General features: G+C 64.0%; 18 protein-coding genes. 12 read left to right on the top strand and 6 right to left on the bottom strand.

The window, feature by feature from the left end:
* Positions 1 to 926 precede the first annotated feature (926 nt).
* From FJ492_RS13450 to FJ492_RS13440, 3 genes are all read left to right on the top strand, one after another.
* Positions 927 to 2,504 carry an HD domain-containing phosphohydrolase gene (locus FJ492_RS13450; protein ID WP_140770309.1) on the top strand — a complete coding sequence of 526 codons (1,578 nt, stop codon included), beginning with the start codon at positions 927 to 929 and terminating at the stop codon, positions 2,502 to 2,504.
* 90 nt (positions 2,505 to 2,594) lie between these two features.
* Positions 2,595 to 2,867, top strand: coding sequence for a hypothetical protein (locus FJ492_RS13445; RefSeq protein WP_140504443.1), 273 nt, complete (start codon positions 2,595 to 2,597; stop codon positions 2,865 to 2,867).
* A gap of 73 nt (positions 2,868 to 2,940) precedes the next feature.
* Positions 2,941 to 4,068, top strand: coding sequence for a substrate-binding protein (locus FJ492_RS13440; RefSeq protein ID WP_140770307.1), 1,128 nt, complete (start codon positions 2,941 to 2,943; stop codon positions 4,066 to 4,068).
* Positions 4,069 to 4,412: 344 nt separating this feature from the next.
* Here the strand turns inward: FJ492_RS13440 and FJ492_RS29220 are convergent, their stop codons facing one another.
* Positions 4,413 to 4,796 carry a hypothetical protein gene (locus tag FJ492_RS29220; protein ID WP_246676019.1) on the bottom strand — a complete coding sequence of 128 codons (384 nt, stop codon included), beginning with the start codon at positions 4,794 to 4,796 and terminating at the stop codon, positions 4,413 to 4,415.
* A 122-nt stretch (positions 4,797 to 4,918) separates the two neighbouring features.
* Between FJ492_RS29220 and FJ492_RS13435 the strand changes: the two genes are divergently transcribed.
* The gene (locus FJ492_RS13435) at positions 4,919 to 5,893 is read left to right on the top strand and encodes a recombinase family protein (protein ID WP_246676018.1); all 975 of its coding nucleotides are present in this window, start codon (positions 4,919 to 4,921) and stop codon (positions 5,891 to 5,893) included.
* Between the two features lie 85 nt (positions 5,894 to 5,978).
* Here the strand turns inward: FJ492_RS13435 and FJ492_RS13430 are convergent, their stop codons facing one another.
* Positions 5,979 to 7,097 carry an FAD-binding oxidoreductase gene (locus FJ492_RS13430; protein ID WP_140770305.1) on the bottom strand — a complete coding sequence of 373 codons (1,119 nt, stop codon included), beginning with the start codon at positions 7,095 to 7,097 and terminating at the stop codon, positions 5,979 to 5,981.
* A gap of 237 nt (positions 7,098 to 7,334) precedes the next feature.
* Here FJ492_RS13430 and FJ492_RS13425 point away from each other — a divergent pair, with 237 nt between their 5' ends.
* The 5 genes from FJ492_RS13425 (at position 7,335) to FJ492_RS13405 (ending at position 14,055) form a co-directional block, all read left to right on the top strand.
* Positions 7,335 to 8,234: a LysR family transcriptional regulator gene (locus FJ492_RS13425; protein WP_140770303.1), complete on the top strand. Its 900-nt coding sequence runs from the start codon at positions 7,335 to 7,337 to the stop codon at positions 8,232 to 8,234.
* A gap of 89 nt (positions 8,235 to 8,323) precedes the next feature.
* Positions 8,324 to 10,402, top strand: a complete 2,079-nt coding sequence (locus tag FJ492_RS13420) for a hydantoinase/oxoprolinase family protein (RefSeq protein WP_140770301.1) — start codon at positions 8,324 to 8,326, stop codon at positions 10,400 to 10,402.
* A gap of 4 nt (positions 10,403 to 10,406) precedes the next feature.
* Positions 10,407 to 12,392 carry a hydantoinase B/oxoprolinase family protein gene (locus FJ492_RS13415; RefSeq protein WP_140770299.1) on the top strand — a complete coding sequence of 662 codons (1,986 nt, stop codon included), beginning with the start codon at positions 10,407 to 10,409 and terminating at the stop codon, positions 12,390 to 12,392.
* Positions 12,389 to 12,691, top strand: coding sequence for a (2Fe-2S)-binding protein (locus FJ492_RS13410; RefSeq protein ID WP_140504429.1), 303 nt, complete (start codon positions 12,389 to 12,391; stop codon positions 12,689 to 12,691). Before FJ492_RS13415 ends, FJ492_RS13410 begins: the two co-directional genes overlap by 4 nt.
* A complete protein-coding gene (locus tag FJ492_RS13405) occupies positions 12,688 to 14,055 on the top strand; it encodes an FAD/NAD(P)-binding oxidoreductase (protein WP_140770297.1) in 1,368 nt (455 codons plus the stop codon). Before FJ492_RS13410 ends, FJ492_RS13405 begins: the two co-directional genes overlap by 4 nt.
* Positions 14,056 to 14,102: 47 nt before the next feature.
* Here the strand turns inward: FJ492_RS13405 and FJ492_RS13400 are convergent, their stop codons facing one another.
* On the bottom strand, positions 14,103 to 15,428 hold the full coding sequence (locus FJ492_RS13400; protein WP_140770294.1) for an FAD-binding oxidoreductase: 1,326 nt from the start codon (positions 15,426 to 15,428) through the stop codon (positions 14,103 to 14,105).
* A 223-nt stretch (positions 15,429 to 15,651) separates the two neighbouring features.
* On the opposite strand from FJ492_RS13400, the gene FJ492_RS13395 reads away from it, so the two are divergent.
* Positions 15,652 to 16,128 carry an Lrp/AsnC family transcriptional regulator gene (locus tag FJ492_RS13395; RefSeq protein WP_140504424.1) on the top strand — a complete coding sequence of 159 codons (477 nt, stop codon included), beginning with the start codon at positions 15,652 to 15,654 and terminating at the stop codon, positions 16,126 to 16,128.
* 31 nt (positions 16,129 to 16,159) lie between these two features.
* Here the strand turns inward: FJ492_RS13395 and FJ492_RS13390 are convergent, their stop codons facing one another.
* Positions 16,160 to 17,101 (bottom strand): LysR substrate-binding domain-containing protein, encoded by a 942-nt coding sequence (locus FJ492_RS13390; protein WP_140713557.1) that lies wholly within the window; start codon positions 17,099 to 17,101, stop codon positions 16,160 to 16,162.
* Between the two features lie 72 nt (positions 17,102 to 17,173).
* On the opposite strand from FJ492_RS13390, the gene FJ492_RS13385 reads away from it, so the two are divergent.
* Positions 17,174 to 19,249, top strand: coding sequence for an NADH:flavin oxidoreductase (locus FJ492_RS13385; protein WP_140770292.1), 2,076 nt, complete (start codon positions 17,174 to 17,176; stop codon positions 19,247 to 19,249).
* A gap of 9 nt (positions 19,250 to 19,258) precedes the next feature.
* Positions 19,259 to 19,735 carry an Lrp/AsnC family transcriptional regulator gene (locus tag FJ492_RS13380; RefSeq protein WP_140504419.1) on the top strand — a complete coding sequence of 159 codons (477 nt, stop codon included), beginning with the start codon at positions 19,259 to 19,261 and terminating at the stop codon, positions 19,733 to 19,735.
* Here FJ492_RS13380 and FJ492_RS13375 read toward each other — a convergent pair whose 3' ends face one another.
* Complete coding sequence (locus tag FJ492_RS13375) at positions 19,736 to 21,391, bottom strand: ABC transporter ATP-binding protein (RefSeq protein ID WP_140770290.1); 1,656 nt, start codon at positions 21,389 to 21,391, stop codon at positions 19,736 to 19,738.
* A complete protein-coding gene (locus FJ492_RS13370; RefSeq protein ID WP_140770288.1) occupies positions 21,388 to 22,233 on the bottom strand; it encodes an ABC transporter permease in 846 nt (281 codons plus the stop codon). Before FJ492_RS13370 ends, FJ492_RS13375 begins: the two co-directional genes overlap by 4 nt.
* Positions 22,234 to 22,235: the final 2 nt, after the last annotated feature.

Raw genomic sequence — 22,235 nt, 5'->3', positions numbered from 1 at the left:
CGCACTTCGTGCGCCATTGTCCTCGGTCTTGGGGGGCCAAAGGTGCTGCCCATCAATCTCTTGACGGGCGGTCTGATTGTGATTCTCCGACCAGAACTGAGTCATCTGTCGCCAAGCTAGCCGGAATTTCAGCAAGAATCGAGTGGATGCCAGCGCTGACAAAGCACCGCCCCGGAAGTGAGCGTGTGCAAGACCAGTTGCTTTGTTGATTGCGATGGGCCTCGAATCCAAACGGCGGTGATTTTCCCAATCACCGCCGTTGATGCACCCAAGCCACAGGGAAGGACGGGCTAGGCACATGAGAACGATCACCAAATTAGACCTAGCGGCGAGTCCGTCAAGTCGTCCTGCGGCCTTTCACAGGAAAATACCCGATGGCCGGGACATCCAAGCGTCAATTGTCACGAACCGGTAACGACGCCCCACACCGCCGCGTTCAAGGCTTGGGCGGGAAGGGGCACGTCTCTATTGGTGGGGAGCGGAGGTAATTGCTGCGACCTTGGGAGGCGCGAGCAAGTATGAAGGACCTCGCACCTGCGAGACTTGCCTTGCCCTTTCGAATCTAGCTGTGAGCCTTCAGGAGGGTGCCCATTCGGCCCCGACCGAGAAAGCTGAATCCGGGCTGTCCGCAATGAGGGTGCAGCCGATTGCGGTGTTGGCTGGGCCTTGACCTTCGCTGAGCACGAAGCTTCTCAAAATGGAAGTCAGGTGTGAGAAGCCGTTCTGTCCGCCTCGCGGTTCTGTCGCTTAGATCAGCCCTCCTTTTAACGGGCCTCTCTATGATCTGCCGCCTGAAGGCCCATCGCCCGGAGACTGCCCCAAACGGTCGCTGCCCCGCCCTCTCCAGCATGCACATCCGGCTCGCGGCTTTTGCCCTTGGTGTTAGGGGCGCGCTAGGATAGCATATCTGCGGAGTGGGGTATGCGATGGCAGAAGTCTCGATACGCCGAGCGGACTTCATGATGGTCCTCGCTTATGCATCGGACCTCGCGACCGGCCATTCCCGCGATTTTGCGCTGAAGTCCTGCGTGCTTGCGATGCGGATCGCCGAGTTTGCCGGCGTTTCCGATGAGGTTCGGCGCAATGCCTACCACCAGTCGATGCTGCGCTATGTCGGTTGCAATGCCGACACCGACCTTCTGTCGGCCACCTTCGGCGATGAAATCGCGCTCCGCCAGGATCTCGTCGGTCTCGACATGGGCAACCGGGCGGAACTGGGCAGGGTCTTCGTGCAGGCCTTCAAGCGGCTTTACTATGATCTCGACCCCGATGCGCAGGCCAAGGCGATTGAGGCCGCGATGTCGCAGGCGCTCGCTGTGGCCCGCCCGGTGCTCACCGCCCATTGCGAGGTCGCGCAGCGGATCGGCGTGCGGCTCGGCCTGTCCGGCGAGATCCGGCGCAACCTTGGACAGATATACGAACGCTGGGACGGCAAGGGCCTTCCGCGCGGGCTGAGCGGCGAGGACGTCCTGCCGGCCGTGCGCCTGATTACATTGGCACAGGATGTCATTGCGCTCAGCGAGGCCGTTGGCATCGATGCGATGGCCGAAACCATCGCCAGTCGCGGCGATGGTGCCTACGAAGCGGAGCTGGCCCGGCTCGTCTCCACCAACGCGCCCGCGCTTATGGAGGGCATCGGCGCGACGGTCGATCGCGAGACCATTTTGGCACTGGAGCCCGATCCGCCGGTGACGCTGGACGAGGCGGCTTGCGACGAAGCTTTCCTCGCCATCGCCGACATGATCGACATGCGCATGCCGTTCACGCAGGGCCATTCGCGGATGGTGTCGGAACTGGCCGAGGGCGGAGCACGACGGCTCGGGCTGCCCGAGCCCGACATCCGCGCCCTGCGCTGGTCGGGCTGCATCCATGACATCGGCGAACTGGTGGTGCCAGTGGCCACCTGGATGCGCAACGGTCCCCTGTCCGCCCGCGAGCGCGACGCGGCACAGTTGCACGCTTATTACGGCGAGCGGGCGCTGGCTTCGTTCGGCCGCGACGGCGACGCCATGGCCGGGATGGTGCTGCGTCATCACGAACGCCTGGACGGCTCGGGCTATCACCGCAAGGTCGGCGGCTCCGACCTGTCCCCGGCGGCGAGGATCCTGGCCGCCGCCGAAGCGTTCCAGACGTCGCGGGAGGAGCGCCCTCATCGCAAGGCGCTCTCCAGCGAGGCGGCGGCGACGCAGTTGCGGGCCGCCGTCCGCGAGGGGTGCATCTGCCCCGACGCCACCGAGGCGGTACTGTCCTTCGCCGGAAAGCCGTCGCGACGGCCGCCCCCGCGTTCGCTGGCCGGCATGACGCCGCGGGAGATCGAGGTGCTGCGCCTGATCGCCGCCGGCCTGACGGCGAAGGAAACGGCGCGCAGGCTCGACATTTCGCCAAAGACCGCGGACCATCATATCCAGAGCGTCTACTCCAAGATCGGCGTGGCCACCCGTGCGGCCGCCGCGCTCTATGCGGTCGAGCACGGCCTCGTCAGGCCAGGCGAAACGCAGCCATAGGGAATACACCCCATGTGCGTCGGCCGCGAGGCGCGCATCGTGATCCTGTCGACGGACCGATAGTGGCCGCGACCGACAGGAGGAAATCAGATGCTTCTCGCAACGACCAAGGTCGCGGACGTCGACCACTTCATCCATATTTTTTCGACCAAGGGCGCCGACAAGCGCCGGCTGCACGGCTCGAACGGCGCAACCGTATTCCGCGACCCGAGCGAGCCCGACCGCGTATGGGCGATCTTCGACTGGGACGCCGAGGGCTGGAAGAACTTCGTGTCGGATCCGGAAGTGCCGGCTATCCTGCAGGAAGCCGGCCATGTCGGCAAGCCGCAGGCCGCACTGCTGCTCGGCCACTACGAGGCTTGACCTTCGCGCTGCGCGCCGTCTGCCATCCGTGCGGCGGTGCGCCCGACGAACCCCACAATATCGGAGAGATCAGATGAACCAGAATCCCATCAAGATCGGCCTCATCGCCGAACTTACCGGCCCGTTGTCCTTCATGGGCATCGCCAACGCCAACCTCACCACCATACTTGTCGACGACATCAACGCCAAAGGCGGCCTCCTCGGCCGGCCGGTTGAGCTTATAGTCGAGGATGGCGAGACCACCGACAGCGTCGCCAAGGCAAGGGCCGCGAAACTGATCGACATCGACGAGGTCGACCTGGTCGTGGGCGGCATCTACAGCTCGACCCGCCTCGCCATTAAGAGCGAGGCGGTAACCCGGGGTCGGACGCTCTACATCTACACCGAGCAGTATGAGGGACAGGAGAACGACCCCTTGATCTTCTGCACGGGTCCGGTGCCCGCGCAGCAGGTCGAACCGCTGATACCGTGGCTGATGAAGACCACAGGGGCGAAAAGCTTCTATCTGCCGTCGGCCGACTACATCTGGCCCCACCTCTTGAACAAGGCGGCGAGCCGGGTTGTGCGCGCCAACGGCGGCGAGATTGTCGGCGAGGAGTATTTTCCGCTCGACACCGTCGATTTCCGGCGCACGGTGCAGCAGATCATGGCGAGCGGTGCCGAGGTGGTGTTCAATACGATCGTCCCACCGGGTCTGACGCCGTTCCTGGAAGAACTGCACAAGGCCGGCTTCGGCAAACGCGGCGGCAAGATCGTCTGCACCTATTTCGACGAGAACTTCCTCAACCTGGTGCCGTCCGATCAGATCGAGGGCCTCTACAGCTGCCTCGACTACTATCAGGAACTCGACGATCCGTTCGGTCGCGCGCTGTTGCGCCGCTACAGCGAACGGTTCCCCGGCAGCGCGATGTTGACCGCAGGCAGCGGCTGCACCGGCCACTACCGGGCGATCAGGATGTGGGAAGCGGCGGTGAGGGAAGCCGGCACGGTTGAGCGCGACGCGGTCATCCCGGCGCTCGATCATGCCCGGATCAACGAGGGCCCGGGCGGCCCGGCCGAGATGGTACGCGGCCAGCACCATGTTCGAATGAATATGTACATTGCGCGGGCGGAGGGCGGTCGCTTTCGGGTCGTCAGCAAGCTCGGTCCGATCGATCCGGACGAGCGCGTGCTTACCGAAGAACTGAGCACCGTGAGGTGAACTGCGCAGACCTCGATTACTGTTGTTCCAACCGGCGAGGGCGGCTCGATGATGGCCTCGCCATCCACGCCCCGCGCCTCGGTCAAAGAGGCGACCGACCGACTCGCGCACTGCTTTATATAAATCTATGCAACGTGCCGCGAAGTTATTCCCAGCTGTGGGGAAAGTCTCTGTCGGTGTAGCTATCTCGATCGTGGCTGGCAGGATCTGGATAGGCACGTTCCGGATCGGACTAGCGGCGCGATTGACAATAGGGACTGCAATCGGCGGCGTGAATTAAGCGGCGTGTACACGGCGTTTGTTGGAGAACAATCGTAGAAGGTCACCAAGACGCGTGTGAAATCTCAAAGGGTATGGGCGAACGGCAGGTCCGCAAAATCTGAACCGGGCAAGCCTCTTCGACAGCTGGCCCATGTTTGGAGTGTCGAACAGGCCGCTTCAATGCCGGCCAGGATGAGGTCGATGCCTGCGAGGAAATGATCGCGGCACTCGAGCTCCCCTAGCTGCCTCGCTGGGTGATGCATGAACGGATGGGCGCTCGGTCTAGGGTTGGAGGCTATCGAGGGCAACTGTTGGCATGATGCGATATGGAAGACCTTGCCGGCATTCACAAACGCCTTTCGTTTCTTGGCATCGAAATTCGTGCCGTCCACGAGGGTGTAGTGAACACAGTCTTGGTCGGACTTCGCGGGCTTGTTGGGCAACTCTATCGAGAGGACATCGCTCACAAAGTCCGTCGGGGTCAGGCCGGCCGAGTGAGCAAGGGGCTCCATGCCGGTGGATTGACCTACGGCTACTCCTACGTGCTAGGCGACCCTGGGAAGCGACTGATCGCCGGGAAGCGGATATCGTGCGTCGTATCTTCAGGGAGTATGTTGATGGGCAGACCCCGCGTGATATCGCCCACAATCTAAATAGAGACCGCATAGCACCGCCTCGTGGCCGAGCCTGGAATGCATCTACTATCAATGGAAGTGTGCAGAGAGGGACGGGGCTGCTTCACAATGAGCTTTATGCTGGCCGGCTGATCTGGAACAGGGTCAGAATGATCAAGGATCCTGATACGGGGAAAGGTGTCTCGCGTCCAAATCCCAAGGGTGAATGGCGAGTGGTCGCGGTACCGGACCTCGCCATTGTTTCGTCCGACCTGTTCGACGCAGCACAAGCACGCGAGAAGGCGCGTGCAATCACCCATCCATGCTATCAACGTCGACCACGGCATATGCTGACTGGGCTCCTGAGATGCGGTGCCTGTGGTGCGGGAATGTCGTCAAAAGGCATGGACAAGTCCAAGCGCATTCGCATCCGTTGTTCATCGGCGACGGAAAGCGGAATATGCGCTGATCCGAAGACCTTCTACTTGGATACGGTCGAAACTGCAGTTCTGAACGGGCTTACCGCCGAGTTGCGCCACCCCGAAGTGATTGCCCAGTACGTCCAGACCTACCACGAAGAACGGAAGCGCTTGGCAGCCGACACCGATGCTAGGCGCACCCGTTTGGAGCGACGGCTTGAAGAGCTAACTCGGGAGATCGAGCGGCTGGTCAACGCCATTGCCAAAGGCCACGGCGACCCAGCTGTACTGGGACCGCAATCAACAACACTGAATGAAGAGCGCAAGTGCATTTTGGCAGAGTTGGATCGGGTACCCGCTGCGACCGGAGTGATCGCGCTGCACCCTGCGCTGCTTTTATTCCAAACCCATTTGGTGAGCTCACTATGGCGCGAAAGAAAAAATACTCCCCAGTTCGATTCTTCACGGCCGATGGCGTCGAGGTGCAAACCATTCTCGATTTGGCCGGCCCTCACAAGGATTAACTGTTGAAGCGAATCGTTGAGGCGCTGGCGCGAGACGCGGCGAGGCGGGATTTTATCGCCGAGCCTGGTCACATACCGTGAGCTCAATCCCTTCAGGCTGCGCGGCCGAAGCGATCGACCCTGAGATCGTCGAGTGGCGTTTCACAACGGTCGGTCGCGATGAGCTCGGCCATGGCGTCGCCCACTCCCGGACCAAGCTGGAAGCCGTGTCCGCTGAAGCCGAAGGCGTGGAACAGGCCGGGTGTCGTCGCCGAGCGTCCCATGACCGGCAGCATGTCCCTGACGTAGCCCTCGCAGCCGGACCAGGTGCGGATGACGGTGGCGTGCGCGATTGCCGGCAGCAGCCGCGCGACGGCGCGCAATTGCATCTGGAGGCGTGTGGGGTCGGCGACCGCGTGGCCCGGATCGAGGTCCACCGCGACCCTTTCGGCCGCGCCGCCGAAGATGATATTGCCCCGTTCGACCTGGCGTAGATAGGCGCCATGATCCTTATCGCGCGTCCAGATGCCGACCACCGGCAGGATCCGATGCGGCAGCGGTTCGGTCACGCCCATTTGCGGGCCGCGGGCGTCGAGGGGGACTTCTTCGCCGAACTCAGCGGCGATGCGCGCGCCCCAGGCTCCGGCGGTGTTGAGCAGGCACTCGGAGGCGAATGAGCCCTTCGAACTGGTAATAAGGAAACCGGAGCCCGCATAGGTGATCTTCTCGACCTCGGCTCCCTCGATGATTTGCGCCCCCAGTCTGCGGGCCGCCGCGGCAAAGGCCGGCGCGATCAGCCGCGGATTGCCGCTGCCGTCATGCGGAGAAAATGACGCGGCGATCGCGTCGGTGCCGAGGCCGGGAAAGCGGGCGCTAATCTCGCGTGGCCCGAGTTCTTCCAGCTCGAGGCCCCAGGGCTGCGCGGCTTGGGCATAGGCCCGCATGTCGGCAAGGCTTCCTTCATCGAAGATCAGCCGGACATGACCGGTGGCGCGGAACTCGACGTCGCGGCCAAGCATCTTTTCGGCTTCGCCCCACAGTCGGAGCGAGCGGTGGGCGAGTGGAAGCTGGGACAGATGGCGTCCCGTGCGCCGGATGTTGCCGAAGGAGGCGACTGTCGCTCCAGTGCCGACCCGATTGCGCTCGATCAGCGTCACGCGCGCGCCGCGCCGGGCGAGGAAATAGGCCGAAGCCGTCCCCATCAGCCCGCCGCCCAGCACGATCACATCCATGGTTATTCCCTAGAGCATGATCCCGAAAAGTGGGAACCGGTTTTCTCGGACAAACGGTTTCCGTTTGTCCAGGAGATCATGCTCCAACAAAGAGCTAGATGATGGCTATTCGACCAAATGTCATCTTCATCTCGCGCGGAGCGAACAATCCCTGAAGGCGCCGATCTTGTCGGCATCGCGTCATTGCGTCAAAGATGGGTTTGGACAACAACCATAAGCTAAGCCTATGGAGTGGCAATGCGTGCCCGTCAGCTCGAAGTGTTCATCGCCGTCATGCGCGCGGGCACCGTGACCGCCGCGGCGCGGACGCTGAACATCTCCCAGCCTGCGCTCAGCCAGATCCTGCTCCACACCGAGGATGAACTCGGCTTCACGCTGTTCGAGCGGGTGAAGGGCCGGCTGCGGCCGACCCCGGAGGCACTTGAGATCTTCGCCGATGCCGAGAGGCTGTCGGCCGGGCTCGAGGGCTTGCGCCGAAAGACCACCGACCTGCGTTTGGGCCGGACGGGGCTGGTGCGGGTCGCGGCCTCGCCGCCGCCGGCCATGGCTATCTTGCCGCGCGCATTCACCAGCTTCCGCGCGCAGCATCCCGATATTCTGCTGCGTTCCCATAGCGCGCCGATCGCGGCGATCGTCGACATGCTGCGCGCTGGCGATGCCAGCCTCGGCGTCGCGTTGGACGACCGGCTGCCTCCCGATATCGACGCAGAGGTGATCGGCAGCGTCGGCTTCGCCTGCCTGCTGCCCGCCGGGCATGCATTGGCCGGAAAAACCGAGTTGACCCTCGCCGATCTCGCCGGGGAAGAGTTGATATCCTATCGCGGAAACACCCGCCCCGCCGACGAGTTGGCCCACGCGGCCCGCGCGCAAGGTCTGGCGCTTTCGCCGTCGCTCGAAATCGATGTTTCCATCTCGGCAGTCGGCTTCGTCCAGGCCGGCCTGGGTGTCGCCCTGGTCGACGCGCTGCTGCCCTGGCACCAGTTTGCCGGGCTTGCCGTCAGGCCGCTCGCGAATGGGCCGGAATTTCCGATCGCGCTGCTGACGTCACGCACACGCGCTCTCTCGCGGGCCGATGAGATAATGCGCGACCAGATCCGGGCCGCCTGTTCCGTCGTGCTGGGCGGCGCCAGGTCATAAGCAAGACTTATATCATTCCTCTCCATACGTCTTGGACCATGGCCATCCTGTCGTGTCAGCTTTGGTTGGCAGACAGGAAGGGACGCATCATGGATGGTGTCATCGCGGCCAACGAGGCGCGGAACGAAACCGACTGGAAGGTCGGCGTCGATATCGGCGGCACATTCATCGACTTCTGCGCGCTCGAAGCCCGCTCCGGTCGCGTCGCCTCGCTGAAAGTGCTGACGACGCCGGAGGATCCGGGCGCCGAGCTTATGACGGGCCTCACGCTTCTGGCCGAACGCGAAGGCTTTGATCCTGCCCGTATGACGCGCTTCGTGCACGGTACGACGGTTGGCATCAACACGATCATCCAGCGCAAGGGCGCACCGCTCGCGCTGTTCACCAATGCCGGCTTCGAGGACGTCATCGAGCTGGCGCGGCTGCGCATGCCGGACATGTATTCGCTGTTCTGCGCACGGCCGGAGCCGCTGATCTCGCGCGACATGGTTTTCGGCATTCCGGCCCGCATGCGTGCCGATGGGAGCGAATCCCGGGCGCCGGACATGGCGGCGGTGGAAAGGGCGGTGGCAGCGGCAAAAGCGAATGGAGCGCAAGGCATCATCGTGTCCTTCCTCCATTCCTGGCGCAATGTCGCTCAGGAAGCTTCAGTGAAGGCGACGATCGCGCGTCTTGCGCCCGACCTCTTCGTCTTCTCCTCGGCCGAGGTCTGGCCGGTCATCCGCGAATACGAGCGCAGCTCGACCGCCATCCTCAACGGCTATGTGCATCCGCGCGTCTGCGGCTATCTGACGGCGCTGGAACAGCGGTTGAAGAGCCGTGGCGTGCCGGCGCGTCCGATGCTGACGAAGTCGAATGGCGGACTGATGAACGCTGCCGAGGGCAAGCGCGCCTGCGTGAATATGCTTTTGTCGGGAACGGCCTCCGGTGTCATCGGTGCCTCGTGGCTGGCGCGTCAGGCAGGCGAAGACAAAGTTCTTACCCTCGACATCGGCGGCACTTCGGCCGACTTTGCGCTCATCATCGGCGGCGAGGCGCAGTTCGGCACCGGCGAGCTGATCGGCGAATTTCCGCTCCATATCCCCTCCGTGTCGGTCAGCTCGATCGGAGTCGGCGGCGGCTCGATCGCCAGTGTCGATGCGCAGGGAGTGCTGCGGGTCGGACCGGAATCGGCAGGTTCGACGCCGGGACCGGCCTGCTACGGCCGTGGCGGCGAGAGGCCAACGGTGACGGACGCCATGGTGGTTTGCGGATGGCTCGGTCACAGCGAGATGGCCTATGGCCAGCTCAGAATCGATACCGGCCTGGCGCATCGTGCGGTCGGCGAGCTTGCCACCCGGCTCGGCCGCCCCATCGAGCAGACCGCGCAGGCGATCCTCGATATCGCGGTGTCGGAGATGTTCGTCGAGGTCGAGAAGCTCGCCTCGCGCGCCGGCGTCGACTTGCGCGACTTCACGCTGATGCCTTTCGGCGGTGGCGGGCCGATGCTCGGCGCTTTTCTTGCCCGCGAACTCGGCATGAAGCGCGTGATGGCGCCGCGCCGCCCCGGCGTGGTGTCGGCGCTCGGCGGACTGGTGGCGGATTTGCGGGGGGATTTCATTCGCACCATCTTCACCCCGCTCTCGGGCGTGTCGCTCGCCGGAATTCACGAGGCCTTTGAGGCGCTGGCGCAAGAGGGGCGCGACTGGCTTGCGGCGCAGGGGCACGACGCGGCCGCGGATCTCACTTTCTCCTGCGACATGCGCTATGTCGGGCAGAGCTATGAGATCGAGATTGTCCTGTCGCCGCAATGGTTGGCAGATGGTGATGCGGCCGCCATCGCGCAGGCCTTCCATCTCACCCATCAGCAGCTCTACGACTTCCACGACGTTGATGGCGAGATCGAGCTCGTGAACGTGCGGCTGTCCGCAGTGGGCGCGGGGCCGAAGCTCTCCCTCCCTGAGACCGACGAGATCGACGCACAGGCCATCCCGGCGCGCAGTCTTGCCGTCTACACGGGCGCGAGCGTCGAGACCGTCGACCTCCACAACCGGCAGACCCTGGTGCCGGGCAGCACGTTCCACGGGCCTGCCGTGGTCGTTCAGGAAGACACCACCTTCGCCATTCCTGCCGGAGCGCAGGCAAGGGTCGACCGCCATCTCAACCTTCTGCTGACCTTCGCGGAGTGACGTCATGTTTGACCGGACAAACCTTCAGGTTCTGGCGAACCATGCCCGCGCGGCCGCCGAGAACATGGCGCACACGCTGCACCGCACCGCGCACTCCGCTTTCGTCAAGGAGACCCAGGATTTCACGGTGATGCTGATGGACCGTTCAGGCGCGACCTTCGCCGTGCCGATGGAACTCGGTGCCACCTGGTACCCGGGGCTTTCGTATCGCCGCGCGATCGCGATGGTCGGCGACTATCGGCCGGGAGATGTCGCCTTCACCAACGATCCCTATTCCGGCCACGTCGCCACGCACGCGCCAGACACGCATCTGTGGAAGCCGGTCTTCGTTGACAACGACATCGTCGCCTGGACCGGTGGCCATATCCACAACACCGACATGGGTGGCGCGGTGCCGGCTTCGCTCAGCCGGGCGCTGACCGAAATCCATCAGGAAGGCATCCGCTTTCCGCCCATGAAGCTGGTGAATGAGGGCATCATTGACGAGTCGATCCTGCGGATCATGAGCACCAATGTGCGCAAGCCCGACCTTAACATCGGCGACATCAAAGCGCTGGTCGGTGCGCTCAACACCGGCGAGCGCAAGATCCAGGCAATGGTACGAAAGTTCGGCAAGGCCGGCTTCATCGAAGGCGTTTCCGCGCTTCTCGACCAGGCGGAAGCGCAGGCGCGCGACGTGCTGCGTTCCATGCCCGACGGCACATGGGAGTTCGCCGATTATGCCGACGAGGATTCCGTCGAGGCCAATCCGTGCCGGCTGAAGCTGACGCTGACGATCAAGGGCGATGCGGCGGTGCTCGACTTCACCGGCTCCGATCCGCAGCTCGGCTCCTCGCTCAACGTGCCTTCCGGCGGCGATCCGCGACACACCATGCTGCTGGTGGGGGTCTACTACGTGCTCTATACCCTCAACCCCAAGATCCTGCTCAACACCGGCCTGACCCGGCCGTTTACCTGCATCACGCCCCGGGGTTCCGTGCTGAACCCGGTATACCCCGCCGCCGTAGGCATGCGCTCGCTCACCTGCGCCCGACTGCGGTCGGTCATCTTCGGCGCCTTCTCGCAGGTGATGCCTGAACGCCTGCCCGCGGCGCCGGCCGGCAACAACTGCATCGTTAACGTCATGACCACGGACGAGCGCACCAGCCGGACCGTCATCACGGCGGTGAATCCCGTGGTGGGTGGCGGCGGCGCGATGCCGCATCGTGATGGCACCAATGGCTCGGGCGCCGATGCCGCCTATCTCAAGAACACGCCGATCGAGATCACCGAGACCGAGACCCCGGTCGAATTCGTGAAATACGGGCTCGCCAGGGACAGTGGCGGCGCGGGCCGCTGGCGCGGCGGGCTGGCGACAGAGATGGCCTTCCGCGTCTTCGCTCCTGATTCCAGGATCACGGCCCGCAACCGCGACCGCAGCTTCTTCCGTCCCTGGGGCGTGCTGGGCGGCAAGGCAGCCGGCCTGTCGGACATGATCGTCAATCCAGGGACCGAGCACGAGCGGCGGCTGGGCAACATTGACACCACTGTGCTGCAGCCCGGCGATGTGCTTGAGATCCGCTCCGCGGGAGGCGGCGGACGCGGCGATCCACGTCAACGTGAACCCTGGCGGGTCGCACAGGATGTGCGGCGCGGCTACGTCTCGGCGACAGCTGCCGAGCACGACTATGGCGTCGTCATGCACGGCGGCGAGATCGACGAGCAGGCAACGGGGCAACTGCGTGCGCGGCAGGAGCCGGCCGCCGGCCACTTCCATTTCGGTCCGGAGCGCGACGGTTATGAAGCGCAGTGGACTCCGTTGGCTTACGACCGGCTCACCACGATACTGAGGGACTTGCCGATCCATTGGCGGTTCTTCGCCAAGACGGAGATCTTCCGCCGCATGAAGGGGCGCTGGGGACCGGAGGGCGTCCAGGCGGCGTTCGATGCGGTCTGCGAACGGTTCCCCGAACTGCCTCGTCCTGGCACGGTGCGAGAGGCGGCGGAATGATCACCGCCGGCCGCATCGTCAGGCTGGCCGAGTTCAACCGGGCAGAGGTGCATTTCTATCTCGACGGGCAGAGGTGCGGAGCGCTTGCGGGCGACACCGTGCTGACCGCCATGCTGGCGTCAGGGCACGCGTTGCGAAAGTCCGAGTTCGGAGCCGAGCCGCGCGCTGGCTTTTGCCTGATGGGAGCCTGCCAGGATTGCTGGGTCTGGCAGGACGAGGGACCGCGCCTGCGGGCGTGCTCGACACTTCTCAGCGAAGGCATGCGGTTGCGCACGATGCCATCGGAGAGCTGGCTGTGAGCGAGACCCCGCCGCCTCGGATCGTGATCGTCGGCGCCGGCCCCGCCGGCATAAGGGCCGCGGCAACGCTGGTCGAGGCCGGACTCCACCCGGTGGTGATCGACGAAGCGCAACGTGCAGGAGGACAGATCTATCGGCGCCCGCCAGACGGGTTCACCCGCACGCCGGAGCAGCTCTACGGGTCGGAGGCGGCGAAGGCCAGCGCACTGCATGCGCTCTTCGACCGGCTGTCCGCAGAGGGGCGGCTTACCCATTGCGCGGGAAGCTCGGTCATCGCCGTGCAAGAGGGGCGGCTGCACGTGCTGGGTGAGGGGGGCGTGCCGGTGCTCTTCCATGACCGCCTGATCCTTGCGACCGGTGCATCCGACCGTGTCGCTCCGGTCCCGGGCTGGCAGAGCGCCGGAGTCTACAGCCTCGGTGCGGCACAGATCGCGCTCAAGGCGCAGGGCGTGGCGCTGGGGCAGCGGATCGTCCTGATCGGATCGGGGCCTTTGCTGACGTTGGTCGGCGCCCAGCTTGTCAAGGCTGGAGCCGATGTGGCGGCGGTGTTGGATACCTCTTCCTGGCGCCAGCAAATGCGCGGATTCTCTGGACTTGCGGCCCGGCCGTTGGTCGCGCTGCGTGGCCTGGCTCTGCGAGCGAAGCTGGGCCGCCGCTATCATGCGGGCGTGACGCTGGAGCGCATCGAGGCCGACGGGCAAGGTGTCGTGGCCTTGCGCTGGCGTGATGCCGGCGGTGGGCAGCAGCATACGCCTTGCGACATGATCGGCATGGGCTGGCACCTGCGGGCGGAGACGCATCTGTCCGATCTGGCGGGATGCGCCTTCACCTATGACGAGCGGTGGCGGCAATGGCTGCCGAAGACCGACCAGATGGGGCGGGCTGGCAACGGCGTTTATCTGGCTGGCGATGGGGCTCGTCTTCTGGGAGCGGACGGGGCGGAGATCGCCGGGCGTCTGGCTGCAGCGGCGTGCCTTGCCGATCTTGGATTTCCAGCGCCCTCCAGCGCGGCCGATCTGCGGGAGCTTGCACGGCTCGAGCGCTTTGCCTGCGGCTTGGCTTCCGCCTTTCCCTGGCCAGCGGTGATGGCGCGGGCGCTCCCCGACGATGCGGTCGTCTGCCGCTGCGAGAATGTGACCGCCCGAGATGTGCGCGAAAATGTTGATTTTGGCGGCGGCGAAGCAAACAGGGTGAAATCGCTGTCGCGCGTCGGCATGGGCCGATGCCAGGGACGCTATTGCCAGTTGGCCGCCGTCGAACTCATCGCGGCGCAGACCGGCTGCACGCCTGGTGCTGTCGGCCGGTTGCGCGGGCAAGCGCCTGTCCGCCCGGCGCCTATCGGCGCTTTTCTGCGGGACGGCTGATGCGGTTTCACAGCGATCCGAAGTGCCGGAACATGGCGAGCTTTGGGTTAGAAGTCGGCAACCTTTCCCCAGACCGAAGTGTCGAAGCGCCTGGGATCATAGGATTGCGGATCGACGATCGGTTGCGACCCGGTCATCAGATCGGCGACGAGGTGCCCGGCGCCGGGCCCGATGCCGAAGCCGTGTCCCGAGAACCCGGCAGCCAGGAAGAAACCCGGAACGGTATCAATCTCGCCGATAGCGGGCACGCCGTCTGGCGTGCTGTCGATGTAGCCGGCCCAGGTCGCGCTGATCCTGGTCTTTCGAAGGTCGGGCAGAAGTTCGAGCGCCCGGGCATGGGTCAGGCGGATAGTAGCGTGGTCCGGGGTCGGATCGAGGATGCGCATCCGCTCCATCGGCGTCGGCTGGTCGAGCCGCCAGCGGCGGAGCGTTTCGTGGCCCGAGCACATGCCTTGCAGCCCGCCGGGCGCGAGGCTGCGCCACCGCTTCAGGAACATGGGCAGGAACTGCGACGAGAAGCGCAGCTGCTGCGGCGTCACGTCCACGCGGCCGCGTCCGCTTATGGCGAGCGTGTAGCCGCCGTCGCCGCGACGCGTGGCTGAGATCCCTGCCGTGTGCAGCGCATCCGGCAGGCCCTCAGCGCCGGGCGAGACGGACAGGATGGAGGATCGGACCGACGCCTGCGGAAAGCGGAAGCCGAACTGATGGCAGAAGGAGGACGCCCACGCGCCGCCGGCCAGGACCGCCAGCTTGGTCTGGATCGTTCCGTTTTCGGTGACCACGCCGCTCAGGCGCCCGCCCTCGGTCTCGATACCGCGCGCGGCGCAATTCTGGTGCACGGAGCTCCCGAGCTTGAGGATAGCGCGGGCGACCGCGGGCGCGGCCCGCGACGGATCGGCGGTGCCGTCGGTCGGCGAGAAGACGCCGCCTGTCCAGGTCCGGCCGGTGGCGAGGCCCCGCGCTGTGGCCTCGGCACTGTCGAGCATGTGCGTGGTAACTGCAGCGGTTTTGGCGAAATCACGCCAACGCGCCCAACCGGCGAGTTCCGCCTCGTCATTGCTGAGATAAAGCAGGCCGCAGCGCCGGAAGCCGGTGTCTTCACCGGTCTCCGCCGCAAAGCTGTCCCACAGGTCCAAGCTTCTTGTTGCCATCGGCAGCTCGCGGGCGTCGCGGTTCTGCTGGCGGCACCATCCCCAGTTTCTGCTGGACTGCTCGGCGCCGACTCGCCCCTTTTCGACAAGCGCGACCTTCAGACCGCGCCGGGCCAAGTAATAGGCCGTAAAGACACCGACGATGCCGGCGCCGATCACCACCGCGTCCGCGGACTGCGGCAGTTGCTCAGTCGTTTCGATTTGCTGCAGCGGCGTGCGCATGGTTCTCCCTGCCGTGAAGCGCCAATCTAGCGTGTTGCGCAGGCAGCCGCTGCTGCACTTGTAGCCGTAGCAGAATTTTATTCCGTCAGTCGCGTTAGAATCGGGAGTCCCTGCGTTTCAAGCGGCGTCCACTCGGATGGACAGCCCAGCGGGCTGTGATAGTGTCGACCGTCATCAGCAGGGCAGCATTTTGTGCTGCGGCACGGTTCCTCGGAGGCCACCCGTGAAACTCGATCGGATCGATATCAAGATTCTTCACGAACTGCAGAAGAACGGCCGCATCACGAACGTGGAATTGGCCGAACTGGTGCATCTGTCGCCGAGCCCATGCCTGATGCGGGTCAAAAGACTGCAATCGGAGGGCTATATCGGAGGCTATTCCGCGCAGGTCAATATCGGCAAGCTCGGCCAGACACTGACAGTCTTCACCGAGATCACGTTGAAGAACCACCGCCAGGTGGACTTCGCACGTTTTCTCGCCGTCGTGGACAAGATCGAGCAGGTCATCGAATGTCATCTTGTGTCGGGTGGCTACGACTATTTGATGAAGTTCGTGACCTCCGGCATCGCCGAATACCAGACAATCATGGAGCGGCTGACCGACATGGATATCGGCATCGACAAGTATTTTAGCTTCGTGGTGCTGAAGTCCCCGATCGTCAAGGCGCACATGCCGCTGCCCAGCCTGTTTCCGAGGTAGTCAACGACGAGCGCGCTGCGCTTGTCGCCCGCTACAAGGTGTCCGGCCGCAATATCGGGTGCAGCGCTTTCAATTCGGCTTGCATCTCGGCGATCATCCACCCGCAGATGTCGGAGACGACAGGCCGTACCGGCCTTGAGCGCGGTGCAATCAGCTGATGGATCCGGCCCGTCTTGATCTGTCTGTCCGAGGCCGGGACAAGGGTTCCCTGAAGCAACGCCCTTGAAACGTTGCTGAGCCAGCCGAGCGCTACGCCTTCCCCGTTCATGGCGGCTTGAAGCACGACCGCGTAGTCCGAGAATTCGAGCCACTTTGCCCTGCTGGTCTTGCGGTCCGCCACACTGCCCCATGCGTCCAGCCACTGCTCCTTGGCGTCGGTCAGGTGAAGCAGCGCATGACCTTCCCCGGTTCCGGCATGGATCAACCGACCGTGGGCCGACAAATAGGATGGGCTGCATACCGGAACGATGACTTCCGGCGAGAATGCCCAGTGGTGATAGTGGGTGTCGTCATCGGCCAGGATTCTCGTGGCAAGGTCGACATTCTCGGCTGGTCCTCGCAAAACGCCCGCGATCAGTTCGAACCTCAGGTCGACGTCAGGAAATCTCGTGTTGAATGCCCCTAACCTGGGAACGAACCAATAGGTTGCCAGAGAACTCGAAAGTGAAAGGGTCACCACCGGCTTTGCAGCGCTGTTCTGCTTCATCCTCCGGATCACCTCAGCGATGCCGTCAAATCCCTCCCGCACAGCCGAATGGAGGGCACGTCCTTCTGCAGTCGGGGCCAATCCCGTTGGACCCCGCGTGAAAAGAGGCACACCGAAATCGGCCTCGAGCTGCGCAATGCTGCGGCTGATCGACGGTTGCGTGACGTTGAACTCGCGAGCGGCGGCCGTGAAGCTGCCCAGCCGGACAGCAGCCTCGAAAACGAGAAGTCCGCGCGCGGAAGGAACGAGTTTTGCAAATCCAGCCATACGCCCAGCGTATAACCACCCCAACAATTTTCAAGCTTTCCGCGATCCTGGAAATGGCGAACTATAACCCTTATGAATGGGGCGGAGCAGAACGTGAAGGTAGCGGGATCTCAAGCAGGCAGCACATCCAGCGATCCACTGCTTCAGCCGTTTCGGCTCAAGGGTCTGATGCTCCGCAACCGCGTCGTCAGCACCAGTCATGCCTCGATGCTGGACGATGGCGGCCTGCCGCTGGAGCGCTACCAGCGCTACCATGAGGAGAAAGCGCATGGCGGCCTTGCGATGACCATGGCGGGCGGCTCGGCCATGACCTCGCCCGACTCCAGTTGGGGCGGCGGTCAGCTGGACCTTTCGAGCGATCGCGTCGTGCCTCATCTCCAGTCGCTGTCGCAGCGCATCCACCGCCACGGCGCCGTCGTCATGTGCCAGGTTTCGCATCTTGGCCGGCGCGCCACCGCCTATGCCGGGAACTGGCTGCCGCCCGTAGCGCCGTCACGCGTTCGCGAGACGCGAAACCGGAATTTTCCGAAGGAGATGGACGCAGCCGACATCGACAGGATCGTCAGGGACTACGCCAGTGCGGCAAGGCGCTGCGTGGACGGCGGTCTGGACGGCGTCGAAACCGTCACCGCCGGCCATCTGATCGGGCAATTCCTCTCGCGCAGAACCAACAGACGCACGGATGGCTTCGGAGGTTCACTCGAAAACCGCGCGCGCTTCGGCCTGATGGTTCACGAGGCGATCCGCCGCGCGGTGGGCGACGATTTCGCTGTCGGCATCCGGTTCGTGATCGACGAGGCGGTCGAGGACGGGTCGGATTTCGAGGAATGCCTGGCCTTCGCCAGGCTGTTCGAGCGGGCAGGCCATATCGATTTCTTCAACTGCATATTCGGCCGCATGGACACCGATTTGTCCCTGGCCGAGCAGAACATGCCCGGCATGTTCACCAAGAGCGCGCCGTTTCTGCCGCTGGTTGGGCAGTTCAAACGAGAAACCAGGCTGCCCGTCATCCACGCGGCGGCCATCAGGGATGTGGCCACGGCCCGCCACGCGATCCGCGAAAACCTTGTCGATCTGGTCGGCATGACCCGGGCGCATATTGCCGACCCCCATATCGTCAACAAGGTGATGCGCGGCGAAGAAGAACGCATTCGCCCGTGTGTCGGCGCATCCTACTGCCTGTACAAGAAGGTGCAGTGCATCCATAACCCGGCCAGCGGCCATGAAACGATCGTCAGCCATACCATCCTGCGTGCTGAAACGCTGAAACGTGTGGTCGTGGTCGGCGGTGGTCCGGGCGGGATGGAAGCGGCAAGGGTCGCCGCCGAGCGCGGACACAGAGTGAGCCTGCTCGAAGCCGGGGTGCGACTTGGTGGGCAGGTGCTCGTCGCGGCCGCTGCCGTCGACCGCAAAGATCTCATCGGCATAGTCGACTGGCGTACCGGTGAGCTCGATCGCCTGGGCGTCGAAGTCCGCCTCAACACCTATGCGGACGCAGCGATCGTCCTCGCCGAGAGACCGGACACGGTCATCATCGCCACCGGTGGCATTCCGGACATGGAATGGCTGGAGGGCGCCCAACATTGCGACAGCGTCTGGGACGTCTTGACCGGCGTCGTGCCGGCGAAGGACGACGTGCTCATCTACGATGAGACCGGACGCCAGGCGGCAGTTTCCTGCGCCCTGCATCTTGCCCGTCCGGGGCGCCTGGTCAGCCTGGCCATGGCGGACGACACGCTGGCGATCGAGACGCCCTATCCGGACAGGGTGAGTTTTCGCAAACGCGCCTCGGAACGCGGCATCCGCATCGTCAGCGATGTGCGCCTGGTCAAAGCAGCGCGCCAGGGCAACGGCATCGCCGCCACGTTCCGGCATGAGCTCACCGGTGCGGAGATGGAAATGACCGCCGCCCAACTCATTGTCGAGCGCGGCACCGTGCCAATGGAGGATACCTACCAGGAATTGCGCGCGAGCTCCGTCAACAACGGAGTCACCGACATAGCGCTGATGATGGGAACGGAAACGGACGGGGACAATGGTTCCCAAGCTGCCGGATCGTTCGTCCTGCACCGCATAGGAGACGCGGTCGCCAGCAGGGACATCTACTCGTCGATCTATGAGGCCTACCGGCTCTGCTCGCAATTGTAGACAAGGCCCATGAAACTCGATCGGATCGACATCAAGATTCTGTACGAGCTGCAGAAGAACGGCCGCATCACAAATGTGGAGCTGGCGGAACTGGTCAGTCTCTCCCCCAGCCCATGCCTGATGCGGGTAAAGAAGCTGCAGGCTGAAGGCTATATCGTGCGCTATTCGGCGCAGATCGACATCGCAAAGCTGGGACGGACGCTCACCGTCTTCACGGAAGTCACGCTAAAGAATCATCGTCAGATCGACTTCGCGCGTTTCCTTGCCGCCGTCGATAAGGTTGACGCGGCCGTCGAATGCCATCGCGTTTCCGCCCGTTACGACTACCTCTTGAAATTCGTCACGGGTGGGATTGCCGAATATCAGGCGACCGTGGAGCGGCTCACCGACATGGATATCGGCATCGACAAGTGTTTTAGCTTCGTGGTGCTGAAGTCTCCCATTGTCAAAGCACACATGCCGCTGCCCAGCCTGTTTCCCTTGTAATCAGCGATGGCCGTACTGGCTTACCAGTTCGGGGTCGCGGACGAGGCCATCGAGCCACGTCGGATCGAGCTTGGGCACGGAGGAGAACAGAAGCTTCGAATAGGGGTGGGTGGGCGCTTTCAGTCCGTCGGGCGTGATCTGCTCCACCCGCTCGCCATTGTACATGACCATGATTTCGTCGCAGATTGCTTCGACGACGGAGAGGTCGTGGCTGATAAAAATGTAGGAAAGGCCCAGCTCGCTCTGCAGCTCCTTGAGCAGTTCGATCACGGCCGCCGCCACCACCGTGTCCAGCGCCGAGGTGATTTCGTCGCAGATGATGAGCTTGGGTCCGGCCGCCAGGGCGCGCGCGAAGTTCACGCGCTGCTTCTGGCCGCCCGAGAGCTCCGACGGGCGACGGTAGCGCAGCGTCCTTGGCAGGCGAACCATGTCGAGCAGTTCGTCGACGCGCTTCGAGCGCGCCTGCCGGTCGAGCCCGTGATAGAAGGCCAACGGCCGGGAGATGATGTCCTCCACCGGCTTGGCCGGATTGAGCGCGGTATCGGCATACTGGAACACGATCTGCATCTCGCGCAGTTGGTCCTGGCTGCGTTTGCCTGCGGCGCGCTCCAGTTGCTTGCCCTCGAAGACGATGTCGCCGGCCGCCGCCGGATGGATGCCGGCGATGACGCGCGCCAGCGTCGATTTTCCGCAGCCGGATTCGCCGATGACGCCAAGATTGCGCCCCTGCTCGACGACCAGGCTGACGGAATCGACAGCGCGTATGACCGGCAGTCCATCATCCCGCACCGCGCCATAGCCGGCCGTCACATTGTCGATGCGCAGCAACGGCTTCGCGCCGGCATCCGCGTCCGCATGTGCTTGCCGCGGTTTCGGCTCGAAGGCAGCCAGCAGTTCGCGCGTATAGGGGTGCCGGGGGGCCGAAAGAATCTGGGCCGTGGTGCCGGTCTCCTGCACTTCGCCGCCCTTCAGCACCACGATGTGGTCGGCGATCTGGGCGACGACAGCAAGGTCGTGGGAAACATAGACACCCGCTATTCCGCCAGCCCGCATGACCGACTTGAATGCCTTCAGCACGTCGATCTGCGTCGTCACGTCGAGTGCCGTCGTCGGCTCGTCGAAGATCATCAGCTTGGGATCGCCGATCAGCGCCATCGCCGCCGACAGCCGCTGCAACTGCCCTCCTGAAACCTGGTGCGGATAACGGGCGCCAAGCCCTTCCGGGTCCGGCAGCGACAACGCCCGGAACAGCTCGACCGCGCGCTTTCGTGCCTGCTCGGGCGCCATCAGCCCGTGGATGCGCGTAACCTCGATCACCTGCTCCATGATGGTGGACGAGGGGTTGAAGGAGGCGGCGGCACTTTGCGGAACATAGGCGATATCGGTGCCGCGCAACCTGGCGCGCTGCTTTTCGGTAAGTGCGGCCATGTTCTTGCCGTTTACATTGATCTCGCCGTCGGTAATCCGGCAGCCAGGTCGCGCATGGCCCATCAGCGAGAGCGCGATCGTCGTCTTGCCGGAGCCGCTCTCGCCGATCAGGGCGACGATCTCGCCGTCGGCGATGTCGAGGCTGACGCCCTTGATGATTTCGACAACACGACCGGCATCGGTCGTCGCCTCGATTCGCAGATTCCTGACCTCGACGAGATTGGTCATGCGTCCCTGTCCCTGATCTTCTGCGGAAGGTTGTCGATCAGCAGGTTGACGCTGATGGTGAGGCTGGCGATCGCCAGCGAGGGAACGATGACGGCGGGAGCCGCGAAGGGCAGGCCGCCTATGTTCTCGCGCACCAGCGCGCCCCAGTCGGCGAGCGGCGGTTGCAGGCCGAGCCCGAGGAAGGACAGACCGGACAGCAATAGCAAGATGAAGACGAAGCGCAGGCCGAAGTCGGCCAGCACCGGGCGCATGATATTGGGCAGGATCTCTGACCCGATGAGATAGGCGGTGCTTTCGCCGCGGACGCGAGCGACGGTCATAAAGTCCATGGTGTTGATGTTGACGGCGAGCGCCCGCGCGAAGCGGTAGGCGCCCGGTATGTAGATGACGGCGAGCGTCAGGATCAGCGCCGGGATCGACGAGCCGACCGCGGCTACCACCACAAGGCCGAACAGCTTGCTTGGAATGGAGTTCATGGCGTCGAGGAAGCGGCTGAGGCAGGTGTCGAGCCAGCCGCCGGTGACGGCCGCGATCATCCCCAGCACGACGCCAGAAAAGCAGGCGATACAGACGGCGGCGAGCGATATGCCGACGGTGTAGCGCGCACCCATCAGCACCCGCGAGAGCATGTCTCGCCCCAGATAGTCCGAGCCGAGCCATAGGCCGCGACGCATCGGGCCGAAATAATCGTCGTCGACAATGTCGCCGATCGAATGGGGAATGATGGCGGGTGCGAAGATGGCGATCAGCGTCCACGCCAGGATGACCAGCGAGGCGATTACGCCCACGAGATTGTAGCTGTGGCCCAGCAAGGACCGTCGGGAAGCCGCCACGCGTGCCATCG

The organism is Mesorhizobium sp. B2-5-4, assembly GCF_006441095.1.
In the GTDB taxonomy this organism is placed as follows: domain Bacteria; phylum Pseudomonadota; class Alphaproteobacteria; order Rhizobiales; family Rhizobiaceae; genus Mesorhizobium; species Mesorhizobium salmacidum.
This window is presented reverse-complemented; position numbering and strand designations above follow the sequence as displayed.

Coding starts and splice junctions, on each gene's coding strand:
- FJ492_RS13390 (WP_140713557.1), bottom strand. CDS start 17,101: ATGGCTGGATTTGCAAAACTCGTTCCTTCCGCGCGCGGACTTCTCGTT.
- FJ492_RS13425 (WP_140770303.1), top strand. CDS start 7,335: ATGCGTGCCCGTCAGCTCGAAGTGTTCATCGCCGTCATGCGCGCGGGC.
- FJ492_RS13415 (WP_140770299.1), top strand. CDS start 10,407: ATGTTTGACCGGACAAACCTTCAGGTTCTGGCGAACCATGCCCGCGCG.
- FJ492_RS13410 (WP_140504429.1), top strand. CDS start 12,389: ATGATCACCGCCGGCCGCATCGTCAGGCTGGCCGAGTTCAACCGGGCA.
- FJ492_RS13445 (WP_140504443.1), top strand. CDS start 2,595: ATGCTTCTCGCAACGACCAAGGTCGCGGACGTCGACCACTTCATCCAT.
- FJ492_RS13385 (WP_140770292.1), top strand. CDS start 17,174: ATGAATGGGGCGGAGCAGAACGTGAAGGTAGCGGGATCTCAAGCAGGC.
- FJ492_RS13450 (WP_140770309.1), top strand. CDS start 927: ATGGCAGAAGTCTCGATACGCCGAGCGGACTTCATGATGGTCCTCGCT.
- FJ492_RS13420 (WP_140770301.1), top strand. CDS start 8,324: ATGGATGGTGTCATCGCGGCCAACGAGGCGCGGAACGAAACCGACTGG.
- FJ492_RS13380 (WP_140504419.1), top strand. CDS start 19,259: ATGAAACTCGATCGGATCGACATCAAGATTCTGTACGAGCTGCAGAAG.
- FJ492_RS13375 (WP_140770290.1), bottom strand. CDS start 21,391: ATGACCAATCTCGTCGAGGTCAGGAATCTGCGAATCGAGGCGACGACC.
- FJ492_RS13370 (WP_140770288.1), bottom strand. CDS start 22,233: ATGGCACGCGTGGCGGCTTCCCGACGGTCCTTGCTGGGCCACAGCTAC.
- FJ492_RS13440 (WP_140770307.1), top strand. CDS start 2,941: ATGAACCAGAATCCCATCAAGATCGGCCTCATCGCCGAACTTACCGGC.
- FJ492_RS13400 (WP_140770294.1), bottom strand. CDS start 15,428: ATGCGCACGCCGCTGCAGCAAATCGAAACGACTGAGCAACTGCCGCAG.
- FJ492_RS13430 (WP_140770305.1), bottom strand. CDS start 7,097: ATGGATGTGATCGTGCTGGGCGGCGGGCTGATGGGGACGGCTTCGGCC.